Raw genomic sequence first — 19,139 nt, forward strand, 5'->3', positions numbered from 1 at the left:
AATTTGCAGCCCGTCACTCTCAGCGCCGACGGTCCTGCTCCACCGAGCACCTAGCGAAATGCAATGTCGTTCGATTGACCGGGGTGTCCAAAAGCCGATTCGACGTCACTCTGCGCGCAATTATTTTCGTAGATGCGGTCCAGAATGTCGGCCACTCTCGTAAAATCTTGCGCATCGGCGTTGAAGCCCGGGTCTGAGGCCAGCCGATGTGCCCATTCCCCAGCGGCGCGACCGCCCCATGCATCGGGGGGCGAGACGAGGACTTCGCGGCTGGTGCCGCGACGGAGCTCCGCCCTGAAGTCGTAGAACGAGCCGGCGACATTCGAAAAGGCCAACGCTCCTTCGGTTCCGAAGAAGGTTGCGCCGATGACGGCGTCGCGGCCGGCATGAAGATGCCAGGAGCAGGTGAGGCGCGCCACCTGATCTGTCTCGAACTCGAGCGTTGCCTGGGCGTAGTCCTCAACCTGATCGGCGCGACCGTGCAAGCGGCGACCGCGTGCGAACAGTTCGGCGCGGACCGCACCCAGTGCAGGGGAACCGAGCGTCCATAACAGCAGATCTACCAGATGGACGCCGAGATCCATCACGCACCCGCCGCCGGACAAGGCGGCGTCGTAGAACCAGGACTTGTCCGGCCCATAGGCGTTGTGGAAGGTCAGATCGGCGGCATAGACGCGGCCGATCGACCCTTCGCGGATCAGCCGGCGCACAAGCTGCATCGCTTCGGTGTGGCGATAGGAGAAATCGGCGCCAAGGAGGCGGTCGTTGCGCCGTGCCGCCTCGACCACAGCGGCGACTTCCGTTCCATTGATCCCCAGCGGCTTCTGGCAGAAGACGGCGACGCCGCTGTCGAGAGCCCGGATGGCCTGTTCGGCATGGAGCGCGCTCGGCGTGGCGATCAAAACGCCGTCAGGCCTCGTGCCCAGAAGCTCCTCCAGCGAGCCTGCCCTGACCGCATCGGGTGCGACCGCAAGTGCGGCATCGATCATTTCCGCGGAAGGGTCGCACACGGCGCAAGCCTCGTTGCCCGGCTGGGCAAGCACGGCCTGCATGCGATTGCGGCCGATCCAGCCGACTCCCAGGAAGGCCAAACGAAGTTTCTTCGCGCCCGGTCCGTTCTGCATCATTGCATCATCACCAGCGCCTTGACGAAGCCAGGCGGGTGGTCGCGGGTCGCTTCGATGGCCGAGCCGAGGTCCGGCAGCGCGAAGCGATGGGTGTAGAGACGTTCGGGAGAAAGAAGCCCGGCCAGGCACGCCTGCACGGCTTCCTCCACGCCTCCTACACATATGGTGCGGTCGCGCTCATGCGCGTTGACCACGTCGATGCCTTTCCAGTTCCACTGTTGCATGTCGACCTGTCTCGGTCCGTCCTGATGGTAGCCGGCGATGACCAGGCGGCCACCTTCGCAAACGAGTTCGCCGCCCAAGTCGAGCGGCCACTGCTTGCCGGTAGCTTCGATGACGCGCTGGCAAAAGGCACCGCCAGTGATCGTTCGGGTGCGCTCGATTATTGCGGCGTGATCGTCCATCACAATGGTTTCTGCCGCTCCCATCTCGCGGGCGAGGTCAAGGGAGGCACGGCGTCGCGAGACGGCGATGACCTGCGCGCCCGCCTGCGTCGCCAGCCTTGTCAGAAGGGCGCCCAGAAATCCGATGCCGATGATTGCGACCCGCTGGCCCGCCTTGATGTCGCTGCGGCGCAGTATGTTCATGGCGCATCCAAGCGGTTCGCCCGGAAAGGGCGATCCCGACAGCGACGACGGCAGTCTGACCACCGAATCGGCGTCGCCGACGTCGTATTGGGCGAAACTATTGGTGAAGAGGGTGGCCACGCGGTCGCCGGCCTTCACCGACGTCACCTCCGGACCGACGGCATCGACCACGCCCCAGCCCTCATGGCCAAGCGCACCGGGAGCCGTCGGGAAGCTCATCCAGTCCGGCCCTTCCCAAGGCGTGACGTTCGACGCGCAAACGCCGCAGCCTTCAAGGCGGACCCGCACCTGGCCCGGGCCCGGTTGCGGGACGGGAACCTCGACCATCTCGACCGTATGGGGAGCGACGACGACGGCAGCCTGCATCGTCTTTCCGGTTGCCTTGCCTTGTCCGCTTTGCGCGGCCGGCATATCCATAAAAAGCTCTTTCCGTGGTTGCTATCGGAGGGATTGGATCGCGATCCGGGCATCCGCGACCTAGGCGTCACGCTCCACGAATTTGTTGAAACGGCTTTCGCCGCCGCTCGAGGTTTTCTTCTGATAGAGAAAAGCGAGACCGTTACGGTCGAATATCTGGAAGAACCGGTCCCAGCCGATTTCCTCCAATTCGTCTTCCGGCTCGCCGAAATCGATCCTTAATATGCCGCCTGGCCCCGAGGTCTTCACGCGCGCAGGCTTTCCGCCTCGATCCTCGGCCCAGCGGCGAATTTCGTCGTGATCGGTGGTTGTGATCGCTTCGCTCATTGCGACCTCCATGTGATTTTCGCTGTAACAATGGATGAAGCCGATTGTTCCTTGGCCGCGGCGCCCGGCGAGGCCACCGGGCGCATCGAGATCAGTCGAATTCGCGCACCAGATGTGCTTCCTGTTCCAGGATCTCCACGACTTCCTCGCGCGGAAGATGGGTGAGCATCAGGCTCACGCAGCATTCGAGATAGGTCACGGAAGCGCGACGCAGGTATTCTTTCGTCCTCTCCTGGGAGTGGTTTTCCAGTCTTCTCCTGTCGATGCCCATGGAATTCTCCTGCGGCCGAAATCCCGACGACTTGTGGCGGCGGGCACGCCTTCAACCTCACGACCTGTGACTGATTTATCGGCCCGACTTTGGCGTAGATCGAAACTACTAACTGCCGGAACTCGACTTTGTTTCAGCCTCCGGCCTCGCCATGGACGATGGGCCAATTGCTCGGCGAAGATGCTCGCACAGTTGCGAATGTGGCCCGTCCTTCTGCCCGGTCCATAGGTAAGCACCTGCGTATACGGGTACGTCGCGGTCTATCGAGGATTTGAAAGGGAAGACGGCTGGTTTTTCACCGTGTTCCCATCCTGGGCGACCATAGGTCTCTGCATTCTTCCGGCCTGTCAGTTATCGATCTCCGCCGGCTGATATTGAAGGAATTGAAGGAACAGCTCCCGCTCCGTGGTAATGTCGAGTTTCTCGTAGATGCGGCGGCGGTGGTTCTTGGCCGTTCCCACGGTGATGCCGAGCCGCTGGGCGATGGTCTTCGTCGGATGGCCGGCCAGAATGAGCTGGACCAGTTCGCGCTCGCGCGCGCTGAGTTCGGGCCAAAGACCTTCGGGCAGAGCCGGCTCGCGGCGCGGCAGCGCCCCCAGGGCGGCTGGCGCTGAAGTGCGGGAGAAGTCCGGCTCCTTGGCCCTGATGTCCAGCGCGTGCAGGGAGGCGAAGACCGGGAGCCTCTCCGTGAGCAATGCCAGCTCGGAATCCCGGAACGGCTTTTCGGTCCGGTCCAGAAAGATGCCGAGGCACCAGTCGCCGCCGTCGGCCAGCAATATGCCGACCTCGTCGCAGATCCGCGACTGGGCGAGGAATTCGGCGATGTACTGGCCGCGCTTGACCTCGTCGTCGGCCAACGTCCTCAGCGGCACGATGCCGAGGCGCTGCTCGCGCCGCCAGCAGGCATAGAAGGGATCGAAGACATAGTAGTTTTCGAGGTAACGCCGCACCATCTCGTCGGAGAAACGCCGGTGCTTGACGAATTCCGGCATCCGGGTGGCCGAATAGCGGGTGACCGTGACGAGGTCGTGCGGGACGTCGGCGCCGATCAGGTCGATCAGCCGGTCGACATGCTCGGCCGTGCCGGTGGCGGCGATCGCTCGCGCCAAAGAGTCCCAGATCCTGCCTGTGCGCATGGTTTCTTCTCGGTGATCCATCCCGCCCCGTCATTGTGTCTTTAGGCATATGGCGTGGTCGCGCCGCACGAATCTAGGCTCGCCCTATCGTAGCCAAGTTTGCGGAAGGCGACAGTGAACCAACCAATCGTTATCGGTATCGACGCCGGCGGCACCATGACCGACACGATCCTCGTGGATAGCCAGGGGCACTTCAAGATCGGCAAGTCGGCGACGACGCCGAAAAACGAGGCGGAGGGCTTCCTCGCCTCGGCGGAAGACGCCGCCGACGCCTGGGGCATTTCGCTGGAGGCGCTGTTTTCAGGCGTCAACGTGGTGCTTTATTCCGGCACCGGCATGCTGAACACGCTCCTGTCGCGCACCGGCAGGAAGCTCGGCCTCATCACCACCAAGGGCCTGGAAGACATGATCCTGATGGGCCGCGGCCTGCAGGCCTGGGCGGATTATTCCTACGCCGACCGGCTGCATGCCGTCACCCACCATCATCCCGACCCGCTGGTGCCGCGCCGGCGAACCCATGGCGTCACCGAGCGCATCGACCAGTTCGGCGACGTCGTGCTGCCGCTCTACGAACACGAGGTGCACGAGGCAGCCTGCAAGCTGATCGCGGACAAGGTCGATGGCATCTGCATCATGACCATCTTCTCCCATGTCAATCCGGCGCACGAGAAGCGCATCGCCGAGATCTGTCGCGAGGAGATCAACAGGGCCGGCGCCGACATCACCGTCTACACCTCGCACGAGGTGCGGCCGGTGATCCGCGAGCAGTCGCGGCTGAACTCGGTGCTGATCGAAGCCTACGCCACCTCGCGCGGGCGCAGGCAGCTCAAGGGCATCGAGGATGTCTCGAAGAAATACGGCTTCAAATACGGCGTGCAGACGCTGCTCTCCTTCGGTGGCCTGACCTCCATCAACCATCCCCGCTTGCACGAGACGATGATCTCTGGTCCGATCGGCGGCATTCTCGGCGCGGCCTATGTCGGCAAGCTGATCGGCAACGACTCGCTCATCTGTTCCGACATGGGCGGCACCTCCTTCGACATGGGCGTGATCACGCGCGGCCAGACCCGCATCGAGAACGAGCCCTTGATGGACCGCTTCAAGCTCAACGTGCCGACGCTGCACCTGGATACGATCGGCGCCGGTGCGGGCATGATCCTGAAGGTCGACCCGCTGACGAAGAAGGTCTCGCTCGGGCCCGAAAGCGCCGGCTCGGATCCCGGCCCGATCTGCTTCGCCAAGGGCGGCACGGAACCGACCATCGCCGATTGCGACGCCATACTCGGCCGTCTCAATCCGAACTATTTCCTCGGCGGCAAGGTCAAGCTCCAGGTCGAGAAGGCCCGCAAGGCCTTCAAGGAAAAATGCGCTGATGTGCTTGGCGTCGGCGTGGAGGAAGCGGCCGAAGGCATGATCGACATGCTGGAAGCCGATGCCAACAACGCGCTGCGCCGCGTGATCTCGGGGCAGGGCATCCACCCGTCCGAGTTCACGCTTTTGTCCTACGGTGGCTCGGGGCCGCTGCATCTGGCGGGCTGCTCGAAGGGCATCGGCTTCAAGGATATCATCACCTTCCAGTTCGCGGCCGCCTTCTCGGCCTTCGGCTGCACGACGGCGGACTTCATGCGCCGCCATTCGGTTTCCACGCAAATCGATATTCCGGCCCGCGCTGGCGATGCGGAACTGGAAGCCTTTGGCGAGAAGGTCACCATGGTCTGGAACGACCTGACCAGGGCTGCCGTGGACGAGATGATCGCGGATGGCCACGCCCGCGAGAAGATCAGGACCGTGCCCTTCCTGATGATGCGCTACACCGGTCAGCTCGAGGACGTGGAGGTGATGGCGCCGTTGTCAGCTGTGAACTCGGCCGAGGATATGCGCAAGGTCATCGCCGAGTTCGAAGCGGTCTATGCCAAGGTCAACCATCGCGTCTCGCGCTACGGCGAGGCGGGCTTCTCGATCACCGAACTCGGCCTGATCGCGACCGCCGACAAGGTGAAGCCCGTGCTGGTCAGGCGGCCGCTCGGCAAGTCCGACCCGTCGCCCGCCCACAAGGGGGTGCGCGAGGCCTATATCGGCGGCCGCTGGCACAAGGCCGACCTCTACGAGATGGACTGGCTCCAGCCAGGCCACGAGGTCGTCGGCCCGGCGATCATCGAGCACCCGGCGACGACGCTGGTCGTGCACCCCGGCGATCGCGTCTGGGTCGATGAATGGACCCTGTTGCATTACTCCCATGCTTGAGAAGGCGAGACCCATGCTCGACAAACCCGCCTCCGCGCTTCGCATCCGTGAACGCCTGCTCGAGTCGGAGCGGCTGATGGAAGAAACCGGCTGCTACGACGGCATCACGGACCTGACGCTACGCAACCAGGATCCGCTGAAGTTCGAGACGCTGCACACCAAGCTGCGCGCCTATTGCGTGTCGGCGCGCGAGATGGCGCGGCGCATCTCCGCTTCGCCCGGCGTGCGCGAAGTCGGCGAGATGGTGGTGGCGATCTATACGCCGGAGGGCGACGCCATCGCGCTGTCCAACGGCATCATGGTCCATGTTCACACCATGAGCCGCTTCATCAAATGGATGATCCGCGAAGGCTACGAGGAGAACCCCGGCATTCGCGATGGCGACATCTTCGCCAACAACGATGCCTTCATCGGTACGGTGCAGGTGCCGGATGTCATGGACGTGGTGCCGATCTTCCATTCGGGAAAGCTCGTCGGCTGGGCCGGCGCGGTCTGCCATGAGCTGGAAGCGGGCGGCATCACGCCGGGCGGCGACGTGGCGCTGGCGCAGGAGCGCTTCACCGAAGGGCTGTTCGTTTGCGCGGAAAAGGTCGGCGAGAATGACGAGTTGCGTCGCGACTACGTCATTCGCTGCGAGCGCAATCTCAGGATGCCGATCTACTGGGTGCTGGACGAGAAGGCCAAGGTGGCGTCGTGCATCGACATGCGCGAGAGCGTCAAGGCGCTGATCGACGAGATCGGTCTGGATTACTGGATGCAGATCTCCAAGGAATTCATCGAGGAGGGCCGCCGCGCGCAGCTTGCGCGCACGCGCCAGCTCACGGTGCCGGGCATCTATCGCGGCCACACCTTCTACGGCCACGTCACCGCCGGCAAGCCGGGCTACCAGCCGCTCGGCGATCCCGACTGGCTCTACAACATGCCGATCGAGATGACCGTCTCCACCGACGGCAAGATCACCATGGATTTCGAGGGCACGCAGCCATGGGGCTACCACTCCATGAACTGCACGCCCGCCGGAATGGATGGCGGCATGTTCGTGACGCTGACCCAGCACATGAACTTCGAGGGGCTGGTCAATGACGGTGCCTGGATGGCGACGGAGCTGAAGCTGCCCGCCGGCACCTGGACCAACCCGGACAACGAGATGGTGGCAACCGCCACCTCCTGGGCGCTGCTGCTGCCGGCCTACGGCGTGTTCCAGCGGCTTTTGTCGCGCTCCTTCATCGCCCGCGGCTTCGTCGAGGAAGCCTTTGTCGGGCAGGTCAATTCGCCGATGATCGAGATGGGTGGCACCAGCCAGTACGGCACGCCCTTCGGCATGGCGCATTTCGAGTGCGCGGCGGCGGGTTCCGGCGCGCTCGCCATCAAGGATGGGTTGGACACGGCCTATGTCGGCTGGAACCCGGAATCGGACATGGGCAACATCGAGATCTGGGAACAGAACATGCCGATGGTCTATATCGGCCGTTCCATCGTCCCCAATTCCGGCGGCGCCGGCAAATACCGGGGCGGCTGTTCGTTCCTGTCCACCTGGCTGATCAACAAGACCGACCATCTGCGTCTGGTCACCTCCGAGCATTCCAGTCGCGTGTTCGACAATGGCGGTCTGTGCGGCGGCTATCCGGCGCCCACCTGCCAGAAGCACCGCGCCGTGCGCGGCTCCAACATCTTCGAGCTGGCGCAAAAGGGCGCGCCGCTGGCGCATCACACTGGCACCAACCCCTACCGCTCCGAACTGGAATTGCGGTTCGAAGGCGAACAGGTGACAGCGGAAGGCCCCTACATCACCGCGCCGCACAAGTCGGGCGATATCTTCACCCATTCCTATAATGGCGGTGGCGGCTACGGCGATGTGCTGGAGCGCGATCCGGTCAAGACCGCATGGGACGTGGAGAACGGCTTTCTCACCAAGGAGTCGGCCGAGGGCGTGTTCGGCATCGTCATAGAGGAGGACGCGGATGGCTTTCCGGTCGCCGATCTGGAGGCGACAAAGCGTCACCGCTCCGAACTGCGCGCCCGGCGCCTGGCGCGGGCGAAACCCGTCTCGGAGTGGATTTCGACCGAGCGCGATCGGGTAAAGGCGGCCGATTTCGCGCCGGAGGTGAAGAAGATGTACGCCAGCGCGATCAAGCTGTCGCCGCGCTTCACCAAGGATTTTTCCGATTTCTGGGGCGTCGACGGCAAGGCCGCCTTCGGCGTGGAGTGAGACAATGAGCAGCTACAGCAAGGAAGTCATCGCCGATCTGGTCGCGGGCACGCTGCCCTGGCCGCAGACGCGGCGCATCATGAGCGCCTACAAGGACGACGACCGGTTCTTCAAATATATCGCCGTGCTGCAGGACCGCGTCGGCTGGCAGGACCAGATTCTGTTGCCGGTCAGCGACCACCTGTTCATCTGCGAAAGCGCGGAGGGCCGCGTGACGAAATGCGAATGCGGCCATTCTTTCGGCGACTATCGCAGGAACTGGAAGCTCAAAGCCGCGATCATCGTGCGCGACACGGAGGAATCGCTGCGTGAAATCTATCCGAACAGCGACTTGCCCGATCCGGAATGGATGGAGATCCGCGAATTCATCTGCCCCGAATGCGGCACGCTGCACGAGGTCGAGGCAGCCGCTCCGGGTTATCCCATCGTGCATGATTTCGAGCCTGACCTCGAAGGCTTCTACCGCGACTGGCTGAACAAGCCCCTGACGCCGGATCGCTGACGGAAAACAACATGAGAACATTGAGCGGACGCAGCGCGGTCATCACCGGAGGGCTGACGGGACAGGGGCTGGCGATCGCGCACGCCTTGGCGCGGGAGGGCGCCAATGTTGCCGTCGGCTCCTATGTCAACGAAATGGCTGGCCGCAGCGGCGACGCTGCCGCCTATCCCGATCCGGCCGAGATCGCAGAGGTGCGCAAGGCGCTGGAAAGCCACGGCGGCAAGGTTTTTGCCGGCCATCTCGACGTGCGAGACAGCGCGGTGATCGAGGCGTTCGTGGCCGGGGCGGAACGCGCCTGCGGCCCGGCCGACATTCTGGTTAACGCCGCCGGCACCACGGCCGAGCAACCGGTCAGCGGCCATTCGGACGAGTTGTGGCTGAAGATCATCGACACCAACCTCAACGGCGCCTTCCGCATGACGCGCCGGCTGCTGCCGGGCATGATCGAGCGCGGCTTAGGCCGCATCATCAATATCGGCTCGACGGCAGCAACGGTCGGCTGGAAAGACAATCCGGCCTATTGCGCGTCGAAATCCGGCCTGCTCGGCCTCACGCGCTGCGTGGCGCTGGAGGGTGCCGCGCATGGCGTCACCTGCGTGATGATCAGCCCCACATGGGTCGAGACCGAGCTGATGCGCCGCAATGTCGCCCAGGTGGTGGCGCGCGAAGGCAAGGGCCGTACGACCGAGCAGGCGATGGCCGAGATCGCCGCGCAGAATCCGCAGCAGCGCATCATCCAGCCCGAAGAGATCGCCGCGCTCGCCGCATTCCTCTGCCGCGAGGAGGCGAGGGGCATCACCATGGAGAATATCCAGATCACCGGCGGCGCGCTTTGGTAGCGCCCAACCGGCGTCGCGCAGCGCGAGAACCGGCGTGCGCACCCGGTCGGTCTCGTCGCTGTCCTGCACCGGGATGGGTGATCTCGGAGCGGATGGAAGCGTTCCATGACGACCGGCTCGTCTTCGAGCGCGACCGCAACGCCCGAGTCCCGCGCGATTGTGTGTAAGGCAGGGCAGCGCGGCGGCGGTGCCGCGGACAGTTCGCGTCAAACTTCGTATTGTCGCGGCTGAAATCTTCCTCCAAATTCGAGTTCGGCCCTCGGCACGGACTCGGTCCATGCTTGAACATCGACATCCTCGTCAGATCGCAACGGTGGTTTCCGCCGATGCCGTCGGCTTTTCCAAGCTGATGCACATTGACGACGAGGCGGCGCTGCGCCTGTTCGACGAACGCCGGGCGCTGATCGTGGAGACGGTCGAGCGTGCCGGCGGCAACGTTTTCGGCGCCGCCGGCGACAGCATCATGGCCATGTTCGGCAACCCGATCATCGCGCTGAGCGCGGTGCTCCAGTTCCAGAAGGCGATCGGCGCCGCGAATGTCGCCGTGGCGCCAGACCGGGCCATGCCGTTCCGCACCGGCATCAGCTCCGGCCCGGTGATGATCCGGACCGACGGGGTGTTCGGCGATACGGTCAACATCGCCGCCCGCGTGCAGGAGTTCTCGCCGCGCGGCGGCGTAGCGCTCGCCGAAACCGCCTATTCCCAGCTCATGGGACGTTTCGAGCTCCACTTCACCGATCTGGGGCCCTTCCAGCTGAAGAACATTTCGGTGCCGGTGCGCGTCTTCGTGGTCGATTTCGACCGGCGGGATTTCACGCCGGGCGCCCTGACCGAAATGCGGTCGGTGCGGGCAGGCCAGACGGTTGCGGGCGGAGCGGACGATCTTCCGGCTCTTGCCGTGCTGCCGTTCCAGAACCTGACCGGCGACCCCACGCTCGCCTATCTCTGCGACGGCATCGCCGACGACATCCTGTTGGGCGTCGCCAACACGCGGTCGATCCCGGTCATCGCCAGGGATTCCAGCTTCCAGTTCCGCGATCCTTCGCTGACGACCGCCGCGATCGGTCAGTTGCTCGGCGCGCGCTATGTCGTTTCCGGGTCCGTATCCGGGGACATGAAGCAGATCAATCTCAATGCCTCGCTGGCCGACAGCTCCAATTCGCGCGTCATCTGGGCGGGACGGCTGGAGCGCGGCCTTGAAGAGGTGCAGCGGCTGCAGAGAGAACTGGGCGGCGAGATCGTCTCGCGGCTGGAGCGCGAAGTCGACCGGGTCGAACAGGTGAGGACGTTCCAGGTGCCGCCGGAAACGCTGTCCACCTGGCAATTGCTGCGGCGCGGACGATGGCACATGCAGCGCCGCTCCTCCGCGGATACGGCGCAGGCCTTCGCCTATTTCCGCCAGGCCTATGACGAGGACCCCAATTCGAGCGCGGTGCTCAATGAACTGGCCTGGTGGCACCTGTGGAAGGCGTGGCTGAATTTCGCGGATCGCGAGGAACTCAAGATCGTCGCCAACTATGCGCGCCGCTCCTCCCTCATGGACAGCCTCGACGCGCGCCCCTACTGCTATCTCGGCTTCGTCGAAATCCTGGAAGGCCGGCCGCAATCGGCCATCGATCTCTGCCGCCAGGCGATAGACATCAATCCGAGTTTTTCGCTTGCGCGCACGGGACTGGGCAGCGCCAGGACGCTGCTGCTGGAAACCCGCGAAAGCATCCATCAGTTGAGGGAGGCGATCCGGCTCAGCCCCTTCGAGACCTACCTCTTCCACAATCTCGGCGAACTGGCGGCGGCCCACACCGTCGATCGGAACTGGCGGGACGCAATCGACGCGGCGGACCGCTCCCTGTCCCTGGCGCCGAACTATTTCTACGCCAGCTATCTGAAAGCCGGCGCGCTGGCGCGCTGCGGGCGCTTCGAGGAAGCGAAGCGGGAGGCAGGATTTTTCCATGCCCGCCACCCCGGTTTCGAGCGCAAGTGGATCGAGTGGATTCCCTTCCGCGACAAGTCGGTCAACGAAGGCATGATCGGGAATTTCCAGCTTGCCGACCGATAAGGCCGCGGAGCGGGACGACATGTGAAGTTTTTCACAGAGATGAATTGCAGGAAGGTCGATCGCTAGAACAATCCGGGTCGAGGGGCGTCCATGATGTTCAAGTGCAGCCCGAAATACTTCCAGGGGATATCGCAGGCGCAGGCCGCGCTCCCGATCGGCGCGAATGTTCCGCCCTTCGATCTCGAACGAATGCGCTCAAGCGGCTGGACCGCGCGCGCGGTCGGCTATCTGTTCGAGCATCCCGATTGGTGGCTTTCGTTTTTCCGGACGTTCTGGCCGCGGGCGCGCTGCGGGCGTTTCCTGCTTCTGACGCGTAACGCCGATGTGCGCGAGGTGCTGGAACGGCAGGCCGAATTCGAGACGCCCTACGGGCCTGAAATGGTGGAATTCGCCGGCGGATCGGATTTCATCCTCGGCATGGCGGATGGCGCGGAATACCGGCGCCTGAAGTCCGTCGTGCTGGGCGCTTTCCCGCCGGCGGAGGTCGAAGCGCGCGTGCGGCCCATCGCTGCGCGGCGCGCGCGCGAGATCGTCGATGCGGCCGGCGACCGGCTGAACGCCGCCTGGGATTTGTTCCGCATTGTTTCGTCCACGATCTGCCGGGAATATTACGGCATGAAGGTGGACGATGAGGGGGCCTTCGCCGACTGGGCGATCGCGCTCAGCACGATGTTCTTTGGTGATCCGACCGCCAACCGGACGGTCCGCGAGCTGGCGATCGCCGCCGCCCGCAACATGCAGGCAGCCATCGACGGGTCGATAGACGCGATCGTTGCCGGCGGAGCGCTTCAGGACAGGCCGCTCGACCGGTTAGTCGCGGCCATGCAGCAAGAGCGCGTCAGCAGGTCCGAAATCCACGCCATCATGCTCGGCATGATCACCGGCTTCGGGCCGACCACATTGCTCGGCGGCGGCAATTGCCTCGACGTCGTCCTCTCGCGCCCGGAGATTTTCGCCGAACTGGCCACGGCGATCGCCGACCGGGACGACAAGCGTCTGGACAAGGCCATCGTGGAAGCGATGCGGTTCAAGCCCATCTGGGTCAGTCCCTGGCGTTACGCGCGGGAAGAACAGAAGATCGGGGCCGGCACCAGGAAGCCCTATAGGGTGAAGGGCGACACCGTTGTCTGGCCGGCGACGCGCTCGGCCATGTTCGACAAGCGAGCCGTGGAAGATCCCTGGAGGTTCAAGCCAGATCGCCCGAGCCAGGACTCGCTGGTCTTCGGCCACGGCATCCACAAATGCATAGGTGCAGCGCTGGCGCGCGTGCAGACGGCGGAATGCTTCCGCGCCCTGTTTTCACGGCCGGGCTTCCGCCGAGCCGCAGGCAGGCAAGGCCGGTTGAGACGGCTCGGTCCCTATCCCGACCGGCTGATGGTCGAGTTCGATCCGGCCGGCCAACAATCGCTGATCACCGTGATCGTGCCGGCCAGGCCCGGCGTGCGGAAGGAAGAGGTTGAGGCTCGCCTCGACGCCGTCGGCAACCCGTCGAACGGCGAGGTGCGCCAGAAACTCGACGCCGTCGGCACCATCCATTTCACCTCGATCTCGATCATCGAGACCGGGACGGCTGCGGATGGAAGCGCCAGGCTTCATCTTGTCCTGGAGATCGTGGGGGACGGAAGCAAGGCGGCCGTTCTTCGGGCCTTCGTCCATGCGCTCGGGGACCAGACGCGGCAGATGCTGGCGGAAGCTTCGGCCGATCCCGTCGGCGCCGATCTCGCAGCCTTCATGGACCGGCACGCCGAAGACGTTTCGCCGGATTTCGGCAGCCTGAACGGGCTCGTTTTCAGCGGCACGCCGGGCCACACGGTCGACCGCATCCTGCGTGAAGACAGATTGGCCAAAACGGCGATGCGAACCGTCGAGGAGCTTTCGGCGCGACCGGGCAGCGATGCCGCAGCCGTCCTGCAGGACGTGCGCAGCAGATTGCGGCGCGACAGGAGCTTCGACTGGGCCTTCATACCTGTCGCCAACGCTCTGGACGATCCGCCGAAGGGCGGCTGGAGCGCCGTTCAGCGTACTTTCCTGGCCAAGCCGGTCTACCTGACCGTCCTGGCGATCTATGCCTGCTGCTGGGCGCTGACTTACTACATGCTGTTTTATCCGACCCCGACATGGCCGCATTTTCTGCTGCGTCTCGGAACGGCGCTGATCCTCTCCGGACTCGGGATATTGTCGACGCTGGCTCTTATCGTCGCGCTTCTTCTGGTCTGGCTGCGGCGTCTGGAGACGGCCTCGACGGCCTCGATGGATTCCATCTCGCTGAAGCGGCTGGAGGAACTGCAGCAGCGCGAGGATCGCGGCATGCAGAACCACATGACCGCTGTCTCCACCATCAAGCCGGGTATTTTCCGGCGTCTTCTGCTGCGGTTCGTGTTCTATATCATCTCGATTGCGGCCACCCATATTTTTCGGCCGGGCTTCCTCTCCAGCATCGGCACCATTCATTTCGCGCGGTGGGTCTGCATTCGCGATACGGACACGCTGGTCTTTTTCAGCAACTACGGCGGCAGTTGGGAAAGCTATCTGGAGGACTTCATCACCAAGGCCTCCAAGGGCCTGACGGGGGTGTGGGGCAATACGGAGGGTTTTCCGCCACCGCGGTTCCTGTTCTTCTACGGCGCGCGCGACGGCGACCGCTTCAAACGCTGGGCAAGGACCCAGCAGATCCCGACCCGCTTCTGGTACAGCGCCTATCCGCACCTGTCGACCACGCTCATCCGCAAGAACGCCTTGATCCGCCAAGGGATATGTTCCGCTAAACTGAGCGAGGCGCGGGACTGGATCAGCCTGTTCTCATCGACCGAGCGGAAGCCTTCGACCCGGCTCGACCGGATACAGCGCCTGCTGCTGCCGGATGAGCCTCCTGAGGAAATACTGGAGCAGGGCGAAATCCAGTCCGTCGTCTTCGGGCCGATGGGACGCTTGGCGCATGGCAGGATGCTGGCGTTCCAAATACCGGAAAAGATCGACATGGAGCGGCGCAAAAGCTGGCTGGGCTATATCGCCAGCCATGTTTCCTTCGGCGATTCGGCTCCCGCCCACAGCGCCATGACGGTCCTGTTCGCCCCCGATGGCCTCTTGCTGCTGGGGCTGGACGGAGCGGCGGCGGGCGACGATCCGCTCGCCAGTTTCCCCCTCGCTTTCCGACAGGGCATGTCGAACCCCTATCGAAGCCGCATACTGGACGATGTCGGGTCGAGCGATCCTTCCGAATGGCTCTGGGGCTCGGGCAAGAATACGGTCGATGTGATCGTCAACTGCTACGCCGACGGTCCAGCCACGCTGGAGGGGATGGTCGAGATGCTGGAAAAGGCGTCATGCGAGGCAGGCATTCCTGTCGTGCACAGGCTCGATCTGTCCGTCATCCGGCCCTACACGACGGTTGCGGACGGCAACAGGCCGAAGGCGCGCGAGCATTTCGGCTTCCTGGACGGTATTTCGCAGCCGATCATCCGCGGAGCCGGGCGTGGTGCCGCCAATGCGGTGCCGCCCATGCATCTTCTCAATCCAGGCGAGTTCCTGTTCGGCTATCGGGACGAGCACGGCTTCTATCCTCCCGCCCCGGTCGTCCCGAGCGCGGCGGACCCGCTCGGCATCCTGCGGGCGATCAAGACGGACGGCAGCATCTCCGCCGTGGACCGCCCCTTGCACGATTTCGGGCGCAACGGCAGCTTCATGGTGGTGCGGCAGCTTTGCCAGCATGTGGACCGCTTCAACGACTACTGCCGCCAGGCCGCGCGTGAAGTATCGAAGCTCACGCGCGAACCCGTGACGCCGGACTGGGTGGCTGCCCGTATCGTGGGCCGGTGGAAGGACGGCACCTCGCTCATTCGCAGTCCCGACAAGCCTGCCGGCGGCACGCCCGACAATCAGTTCAGCTTCGGCGCGGAGGATCCCCAGGGCCTCAAATGTCCGCTGGGCGCACACATGCGCCGTTCCAATCCGCGCGCTTCACTCGATACCGATCTCGACACGCAGATACGCATCACCAAGCGCCATCGCATCCTGCGCGTCGGGCGCACCTACTCGGCGGACGGCAAGGACGGGAAGACCGAGCAGGGCCTGCTGTTCATGTGCGTGAACGCCAGCATCGAGCGGCAGTACGAGTTCATCCAGCAGACCTGGATGTCGGCCCGGAATTTCAACGGGTTGCGCGACGAGAAGGACCCGCTGATCGGTAACCAGACCGTTGACGAGGCAGGCGATCCGGTCGGGCGGTATGCAATTCCGCGATGGGAAGGATCAATCGCCCTGCAAGGCATGCCGTCCTTCGTCACCACGCGGGGAGGCGGCTACTTCTTCCTGCCCAGTAAATCGGCGCTGCGCTACATGCTGTCAAGATTGCGTTAGAGCACCTCGAGGACGCCAGCGATTGCACGATCGGGCAGGGGGTCAGCCGCCGTCTTCGCTCGTCATCTGGCGCAGTCCGCGCGCATTGACCACCTTGATGCGGCCGCGCCTTATGTCGATGAGCGCGCGGCTTCGCCAGTCGTTGAGCAGCTTGTTGACCGACTCCCGTGTCGCGCCCAGGAACTCGCCGATCTCGCTTTGGGAAATCGCGACCCAGCCGGTGGGATCGGCCAGGATCTCGTTGAGCAGGAGCAGCCGTTTGGCAAGGCGACCCTCGATCCCCAGGAACGCGTGGTCCCCCAGGGATTCGGTCACCCAGCGCACGCGCCTGCACACGAGGCGCAGCATCGAACGCGCCAGCAACGGGCTTTCCTGGATGCGTCCCAGCAATTGCATGCGGTCCAGCGAGACGATCATGCAATCGGTGCGGCAGATCGCCGTCGCCGTGCGCTGGCCGCCGTCAAGCGCGCCGATTTCGCCGATGATGTTGGGCGCGGTCTGCATGTTGGCGACGAGCTTCTGGCCGTCGATCGAATAGATCGAGATCTCGACCGAGCCGTCTATCAGCCCGAAGACCCGGTCGGCCCGGTCTTCCTGCAGGAACAGATGCCGGCCGGCCGGCATTCTGTCGGCGACGCAATTGTCGAACAACAGTTCGAAAAGATCGTGATCCGAGAAACTGCGGTCGACGATGCCGTCTTCCTCTTCCTCGAGCTCCAGCCGCGACATGTTCGCTGGCCGTGACTTCGGCCTGTGCGCGTCCAGCCAGATTATCTTGTCGGGAAAGTAACTCTTTCTGACCATGGCCGCGTCACCCTTCCTTGACGCTACGTAACATTGCCAGACGATCGCCCCCCGAGACAAGCGGCAATGCCATGAGAACCTGTTGCGGACGCATTTCCTTTCGGTCGCGTTCGAATTCTTTCACAAATGTGAGCTGTCTCACGGAGCGAGGCCCGCCCTTCAGTCATGGTTCGATCTCCGGTGAAGATGAAGGCACCCAGATGGGCAACGAGTTCGACGCGGCGGTTCCTGTCGGTTCGATCAACCGCTCGGCCGTGGCAAACAGCTTTTCCCGGTCCGTCCTCGCTTTCGGCAAGCCGTCGGGCAACATGATCCGTTCGCGGCTCATGGTCGGCATGCCGATGCGGAAGGGTGCCGATCGCCGGTCCCGGCCACTGACGAGGGGGGCATCTCTCTGCAGGTAGCAGTCGCAAGCGGGGGCGCCGGCTGCTCCTGCAGAGAGAGTTCTGCCGATATCCGTGCTGCCGCCAGGCCAAAAGAGACCAGAGGTCAGCGATGCCCGACCAATTCGAACCCGAAACGCGCCAGCCGCCCCATGCACCGACCATCGTCATCGTTGCGGGGCAGACGCTCGTGCGCACCTGCATAGTCCGCTTCCTGAAACATGAACTGGCGGGGTGGGACTTCATCGATACGGTTTCGACCGAGCATCTTGAAACCGCCCGTGCGGGCGATGTCCGCCTCGTCGCCCTGGACATGGCCGGCAGGGATATCGACACGCCGAGCCTGCGCACGGATCTGGCGACGATCGGCAGGTATTTCCCCAATGCCGCGATCGCGCTTTTGTCCGATACGGACGATACCCTGGCCATGTCGCGGGCTCTTGAGATGGGCGTTCGCGGCTATTTCACCATTTCTCTTGCGGTCGAGGTTGCGCTTGCGGGAGTCAAGCTCGTGCTGGCGGGCGGCGTGTTCTGCCCGCATCCGCTGGCTACGTTGCAACATGGCTCGGGGGTCGATGGGCCGGGCGCTCCCGCGAAACGCGCCGCCCCCGGCGACAAGCGGGAAATCGACCTGGACAGCACCGCGCGGCGCGACGGCGATTTTGCCGGCTTCACACCCCGCGAAGGGGACGTCCTGGCCGAACTGCAATGTGGCCACCCGAACAAGGTCATAGCCGAGAACCTGAGCATGTCCGGCAATACGGTGAAGATGCATCTGCAACACATCATGCGCAAGCTGCGGGTTCAGAACCGCACGGAAGTGGTTCTGCTGTTGAATTCCAGGAAACTCGCCTGGCGCGACGCACCGGCTCTATAGCCGGTGCGCGATACCACTTTCGCCGTACGGCGGTCCTTTGCGGACAATTGTTAAACTTATTCATGAATCCTAATAAAGCTAATACTTATGAGGTAATTCGCCTTGGGCGATTAACCATGACTCGGTCCTGAAATAGCGATAGCTTACAAGCGTCGGGCGTCTGAGAATCCTTGGGCAGGGAGAGAACAGGGGCCGGCAATGTCCGGCGATGCCGAAGATAGGAAAGATGGCGCGCAGACCATCGTCGTCGTGGCGGACCACACGCTAATCCGCACAAGCGTCGTCAGGTTCCTCAAATATGAGCTTGCCGACTGGAACTTTGTCGACATGGTGTCGACCGACGGGCTCTCGGACGCGCGCGGCAAGGACGTCTGTCTGGTCGCCCTCAGCGTGGCCGGACGGGATGTCCGAAGCAGCAGCGTATGCGACGATCTGGAAACCGTCGGCCGGGAGTTTCCCAAGGCCGCCGTCGCGCTTTTGTCCGACACCGACGATCTGCTGGCCGAGTCCTGGGCGCTGGAGATGGGTGTGCGGGGGTATTTCACCAATTCGCTTCCCATCGAGGTCGCGCTGGCCGGGGTCCGGCTCGTGCTTGCCGGCGGTGTCTTCTGTCCGCATCCGCTGGCGACCCTGAAATACAGCACCGAAAGCGGCTCGGGCGGCGGCACGCCGGGGCGGGACGTCTCGCCGGGCGACGAGCCTATCGAAGTGGGCGGTGCTGCGCGGCGCGAGGGGGTCGCAGGGTTCACGCGACGCGAGGCCGATGTCCTGGCCGAACTGCAACTCGGCCATTCGAACAAGGTCATCGCCGAGAAGCTCAACATGTCCGGCAATACGGTCAAGATGCATCTTCAGCACATCATGCGCAAACTGCATGTCCAGAACCGCACGGAGGTCGTCGTCCTGCTGGCGCCGAAGGAGGCAGCCTGGCGCAAAGGCGCCGTGGCCGAGTTGTCGAACGGCCTCGCACTGTGAACCGGTGGAGGCGTGAACCGGTGGAGGCG

At 63.8% G+C, this 19,139-nt stretch carries 15 protein-coding genes; 8 read left to right on the forward strand and 7 right to left on the reverse strand.

Features of this window, described 5'->3' with window-relative positions:
- Nucleotides 1-50 precede the first annotated feature (50 nt).
- The 5 genes from QU595_RS25030 to QU595_RS25050 form a co-directional block, all read right to left on the reverse strand.
- A complete protein-coding gene (locus QU595_RS25030; protein WP_315927058.1) occupies nucleotides 51-1,127 on the reverse strand; it encodes a Gfo/Idh/MocA family oxidoreductase in 1,077 nt (358 codons plus the stop codon).
- Nucleotides 1,124-2,131, reverse strand: a complete 1,008-nt coding sequence (locus QU595_RS25035; protein WP_315927060.1) for an MDR/zinc-dependent alcohol dehydrogenase-like family protein — start codon at nucleotides 2,129-2,131, stop codon at nucleotides 1,124-1,126. The genes QU595_RS25030 and QU595_RS25035 overlap by 4 nt, the downstream gene beginning before the upstream one ends.
- Nucleotides 2,132-2,191: 60 nt before the next feature.
- On the reverse strand, nucleotides 2,192-2,458 hold the full coding sequence (locus tag QU595_RS25040; RefSeq protein WP_315927062.1) for a hypothetical protein: 267 nt from the start codon (nucleotides 2,456-2,458) through the stop codon (nucleotides 2,192-2,194).
- Nucleotides 2,459-2,549: 91 nt separating this feature from the next.
- Entirely contained in the window at nucleotides 2,550-2,729 is a 180-nt protein-coding gene (locus QU595_RS25045; protein WP_315927064.1) for a hypothetical protein, read from the reverse strand.
- A gap of 347 nt (nucleotides 2,730-3,076) precedes the next feature.
- Nucleotides 3,077-3,865 (reverse strand): LuxR family transcriptional regulator, encoded by a 789-nt coding sequence (locus QU595_RS25050; protein ID WP_315927066.1) that lies wholly within the window; start codon nucleotides 3,863-3,865, stop codon nucleotides 3,077-3,079.
- Between the two features lie 114 nt (nucleotides 3,866-3,979).
- On the opposite strand from QU595_RS25050, the gene QU595_RS25055 reads away from it, so the two are divergent.
- The 6 genes from QU595_RS25055 (at nucleotide 3,980) to QU595_RS25080 (ending at nucleotide 16,071) form a co-directional block, all read left to right on the forward strand.
- Complete coding sequence (locus QU595_RS25055) at nucleotides 3,980-6,109, forward strand: hydantoinase/oxoprolinase family protein (RefSeq protein WP_315927068.1); 2,130 nt, start codon at nucleotides 3,980-3,982, stop codon at nucleotides 6,107-6,109.
- A gap of 13 nt (nucleotides 6,110-6,122) precedes the next feature.
- On the forward strand, nucleotides 6,123-8,318 hold the full coding sequence (locus QU595_RS25060; protein WP_315927070.1) for a hydantoinase B/oxoprolinase family protein: 2,196 nt from the start codon (nucleotides 6,123-6,125) through the stop codon (nucleotides 8,316-8,318).
- Between the two features lie 4 nt (nucleotides 8,319-8,322).
- The gene (locus tag QU595_RS25065; protein ID WP_315927072.1) at nucleotides 8,323-8,820 is read left to right on the forward strand and encodes an acetone carboxylase subunit gamma; all 498 of its coding nucleotides are present in this window, start codon (nucleotides 8,323-8,325) and stop codon (nucleotides 8,818-8,820) included.
- A gap of 11 nt (nucleotides 8,821-8,831) precedes the next feature.
- A complete protein-coding gene (locus QU595_RS25070) occupies nucleotides 8,832-9,659 on the forward strand; it encodes an SDR family NAD(P)-dependent oxidoreductase (RefSeq protein WP_315927075.1) in 828 nt (275 codons plus the stop codon).
- A 277-nt stretch (nucleotides 9,660-9,936) separates the two neighbouring features.
- Nucleotides 9,937-11,715: an adenylate/guanylate cyclase domain-containing protein gene (locus tag QU595_RS25075; RefSeq protein WP_315927077.1), complete on the forward strand. Its 1,779-nt coding sequence runs from the start codon at nucleotides 9,937-9,939 to the stop codon at nucleotides 11,713-11,715.
- Between the two features lie 93 nt (nucleotides 11,716-11,808).
- Nucleotides 11,809-16,071, forward strand: a complete 4,263-nt coding sequence (locus QU595_RS25080) for a cytochrome P450 (RefSeq protein WP_315927079.1) — start codon at nucleotides 11,809-11,811, stop codon at nucleotides 16,069-16,071.
- A gap of 42 nt (nucleotides 16,072-16,113) precedes the next feature.
- Here QU595_RS25080 and QU595_RS25085 read toward each other — a convergent pair whose 3' ends face one another.
- Both QU595_RS25085 and QU595_RS25090 read right to left on the reverse strand, forming a co-directional pair.
- Nucleotides 16,114-16,875, reverse strand: coding sequence for a Crp/Fnr family transcriptional regulator (locus tag QU595_RS25085; RefSeq protein ID WP_315927081.1), 762 nt, complete (start codon nucleotides 16,873-16,875; stop codon nucleotides 16,114-16,116).
- 163 nt (nucleotides 16,876-17,038) lie between these two features.
- Complete coding sequence (locus QU595_RS25090; protein WP_315927083.1) at nucleotides 17,039-17,203, reverse strand: hypothetical protein; 165 nt, start codon at nucleotides 17,201-17,203, stop codon at nucleotides 17,039-17,041.
- Nucleotides 17,204-17,370: 167 nt separating this feature from the next.
- Between QU595_RS25090 and QU595_RS25095 the strand changes: the two genes are divergently transcribed.
- A complete protein-coding gene (locus QU595_RS25095) occupies nucleotides 17,371-18,135 on the forward strand; it encodes a response regulator transcription factor (protein WP_315927085.1) in 765 nt (254 codons plus the stop codon).
- A 198-nt stretch (nucleotides 18,136-18,333) separates the two neighbouring features.
- Nucleotides 18,334-19,110: a response regulator transcription factor gene (locus QU595_RS25100; RefSeq protein WP_315927087.1), complete on the forward strand. Its 777-nt coding sequence runs from the start codon at nucleotides 18,334-18,336 to the stop codon at nucleotides 19,108-19,110.
- Nucleotides 19,111-19,139: the final 29 nt, after the last annotated feature.

The sequence above is a fragment of the Mesorhizobium sp. SP-1A genome, from assembly GCF_032460275.1.
Classification (GTDB): Bacteria; Pseudomonadota; Alphaproteobacteria; order Rhizobiales; family Rhizobiaceae; genus Mesorhizobium.

What these genes read in the sequence shown, in the direction of transcription:
- QU595_RS25085 (WP_315927081.1), bottom strand. Translation starts at nt 16,875, where the DNA reads ATGGTCAGAAAGAGTTACTTTCCCGACAAGATAATCTGGCTGGACGCG.
- QU595_RS25045 (WP_315927064.1), bottom strand. Translation starts at nt 2,729, where the DNA reads ATGGGCATCGACAGGAGAAGACTGGAAAACCACTCCCAGGAGAGGACG.
- QU595_RS25095 (WP_315927085.1), top strand. Translation starts at nt 17,371, where the DNA reads ATGCCCGACCAATTCGAACCCGAAACGCGCCAGCCGCCCCATGCACCG.
- QU595_RS25065 (WP_315927072.1), top strand. Translation starts at nt 8,323, where the DNA reads ATGAGCAGCTACAGCAAGGAAGTCATCGCCGATCTGGTCGCGGGCACG.
- QU595_RS25035 (WP_315927060.1), bottom strand. Translation starts at nt 2,131, where the DNA reads ATGGATATGCCGGCCGCGCAAAGCGGACAAGGCAAGGCAACCGGAAAG.
- QU595_RS25080 (WP_315927079.1), top strand. Translation starts at nt 11,809, where the DNA reads ATGTTCAAGTGCAGCCCGAAATACTTCCAGGGGATATCGCAGGCGCAG.
- QU595_RS25090 (WP_315927083.1), bottom strand. Translation starts at nt 17,203, where the DNA reads ATGAGCCGCGAACGGATCATGTTGCCCGACGGCTTGCCGAAAGCGAGG.
- QU595_RS25060 (WP_315927070.1), top strand. Translation starts at nt 6,123, where the DNA reads ATGCTCGACAAACCCGCCTCCGCGCTTCGCATCCGTGAACGCCTGCTC.
- QU595_RS25070 (WP_315927075.1), top strand. Translation starts at nt 8,832, where the DNA reads ATGAGAACATTGAGCGGACGCAGCGCGGTCATCACCGGAGGGCTGACG.
- QU595_RS25100 (WP_315927087.1), top strand. Translation starts at nt 18,334, where the DNA reads ATGTCCGGCGATGCCGAAGATAGGAAAGATGGCGCGCAGACCATCGTC.
- QU595_RS25040 (WP_315927062.1), bottom strand. Translation starts at nt 2,458, where the DNA reads ATGAGCGAAGCGATCACAACCACCGATCACGACGAAATTCGCCGCTGG.
- QU595_RS25050 (WP_315927066.1), bottom strand. Translation starts at nt 3,865, where the DNA reads ATGCGCACAGGCAGGATCTGGGACTCTTTGGCGCGAGCGATCGCCGCC.
- QU595_RS25030 (WP_315927058.1), bottom strand. Translation starts at nt 1,127, where the DNA reads ATGATGCAGAACGGACCGGGCGCGAAGAAACTTCGTTTGGCCTTCCTG.
- QU595_RS25075 (WP_315927077.1), top strand. Translation starts at nt 9,937, where the DNA reads ATGCTTGAACATCGACATCCTCGTCAGATCGCAACGGTGGTTTCCGCC.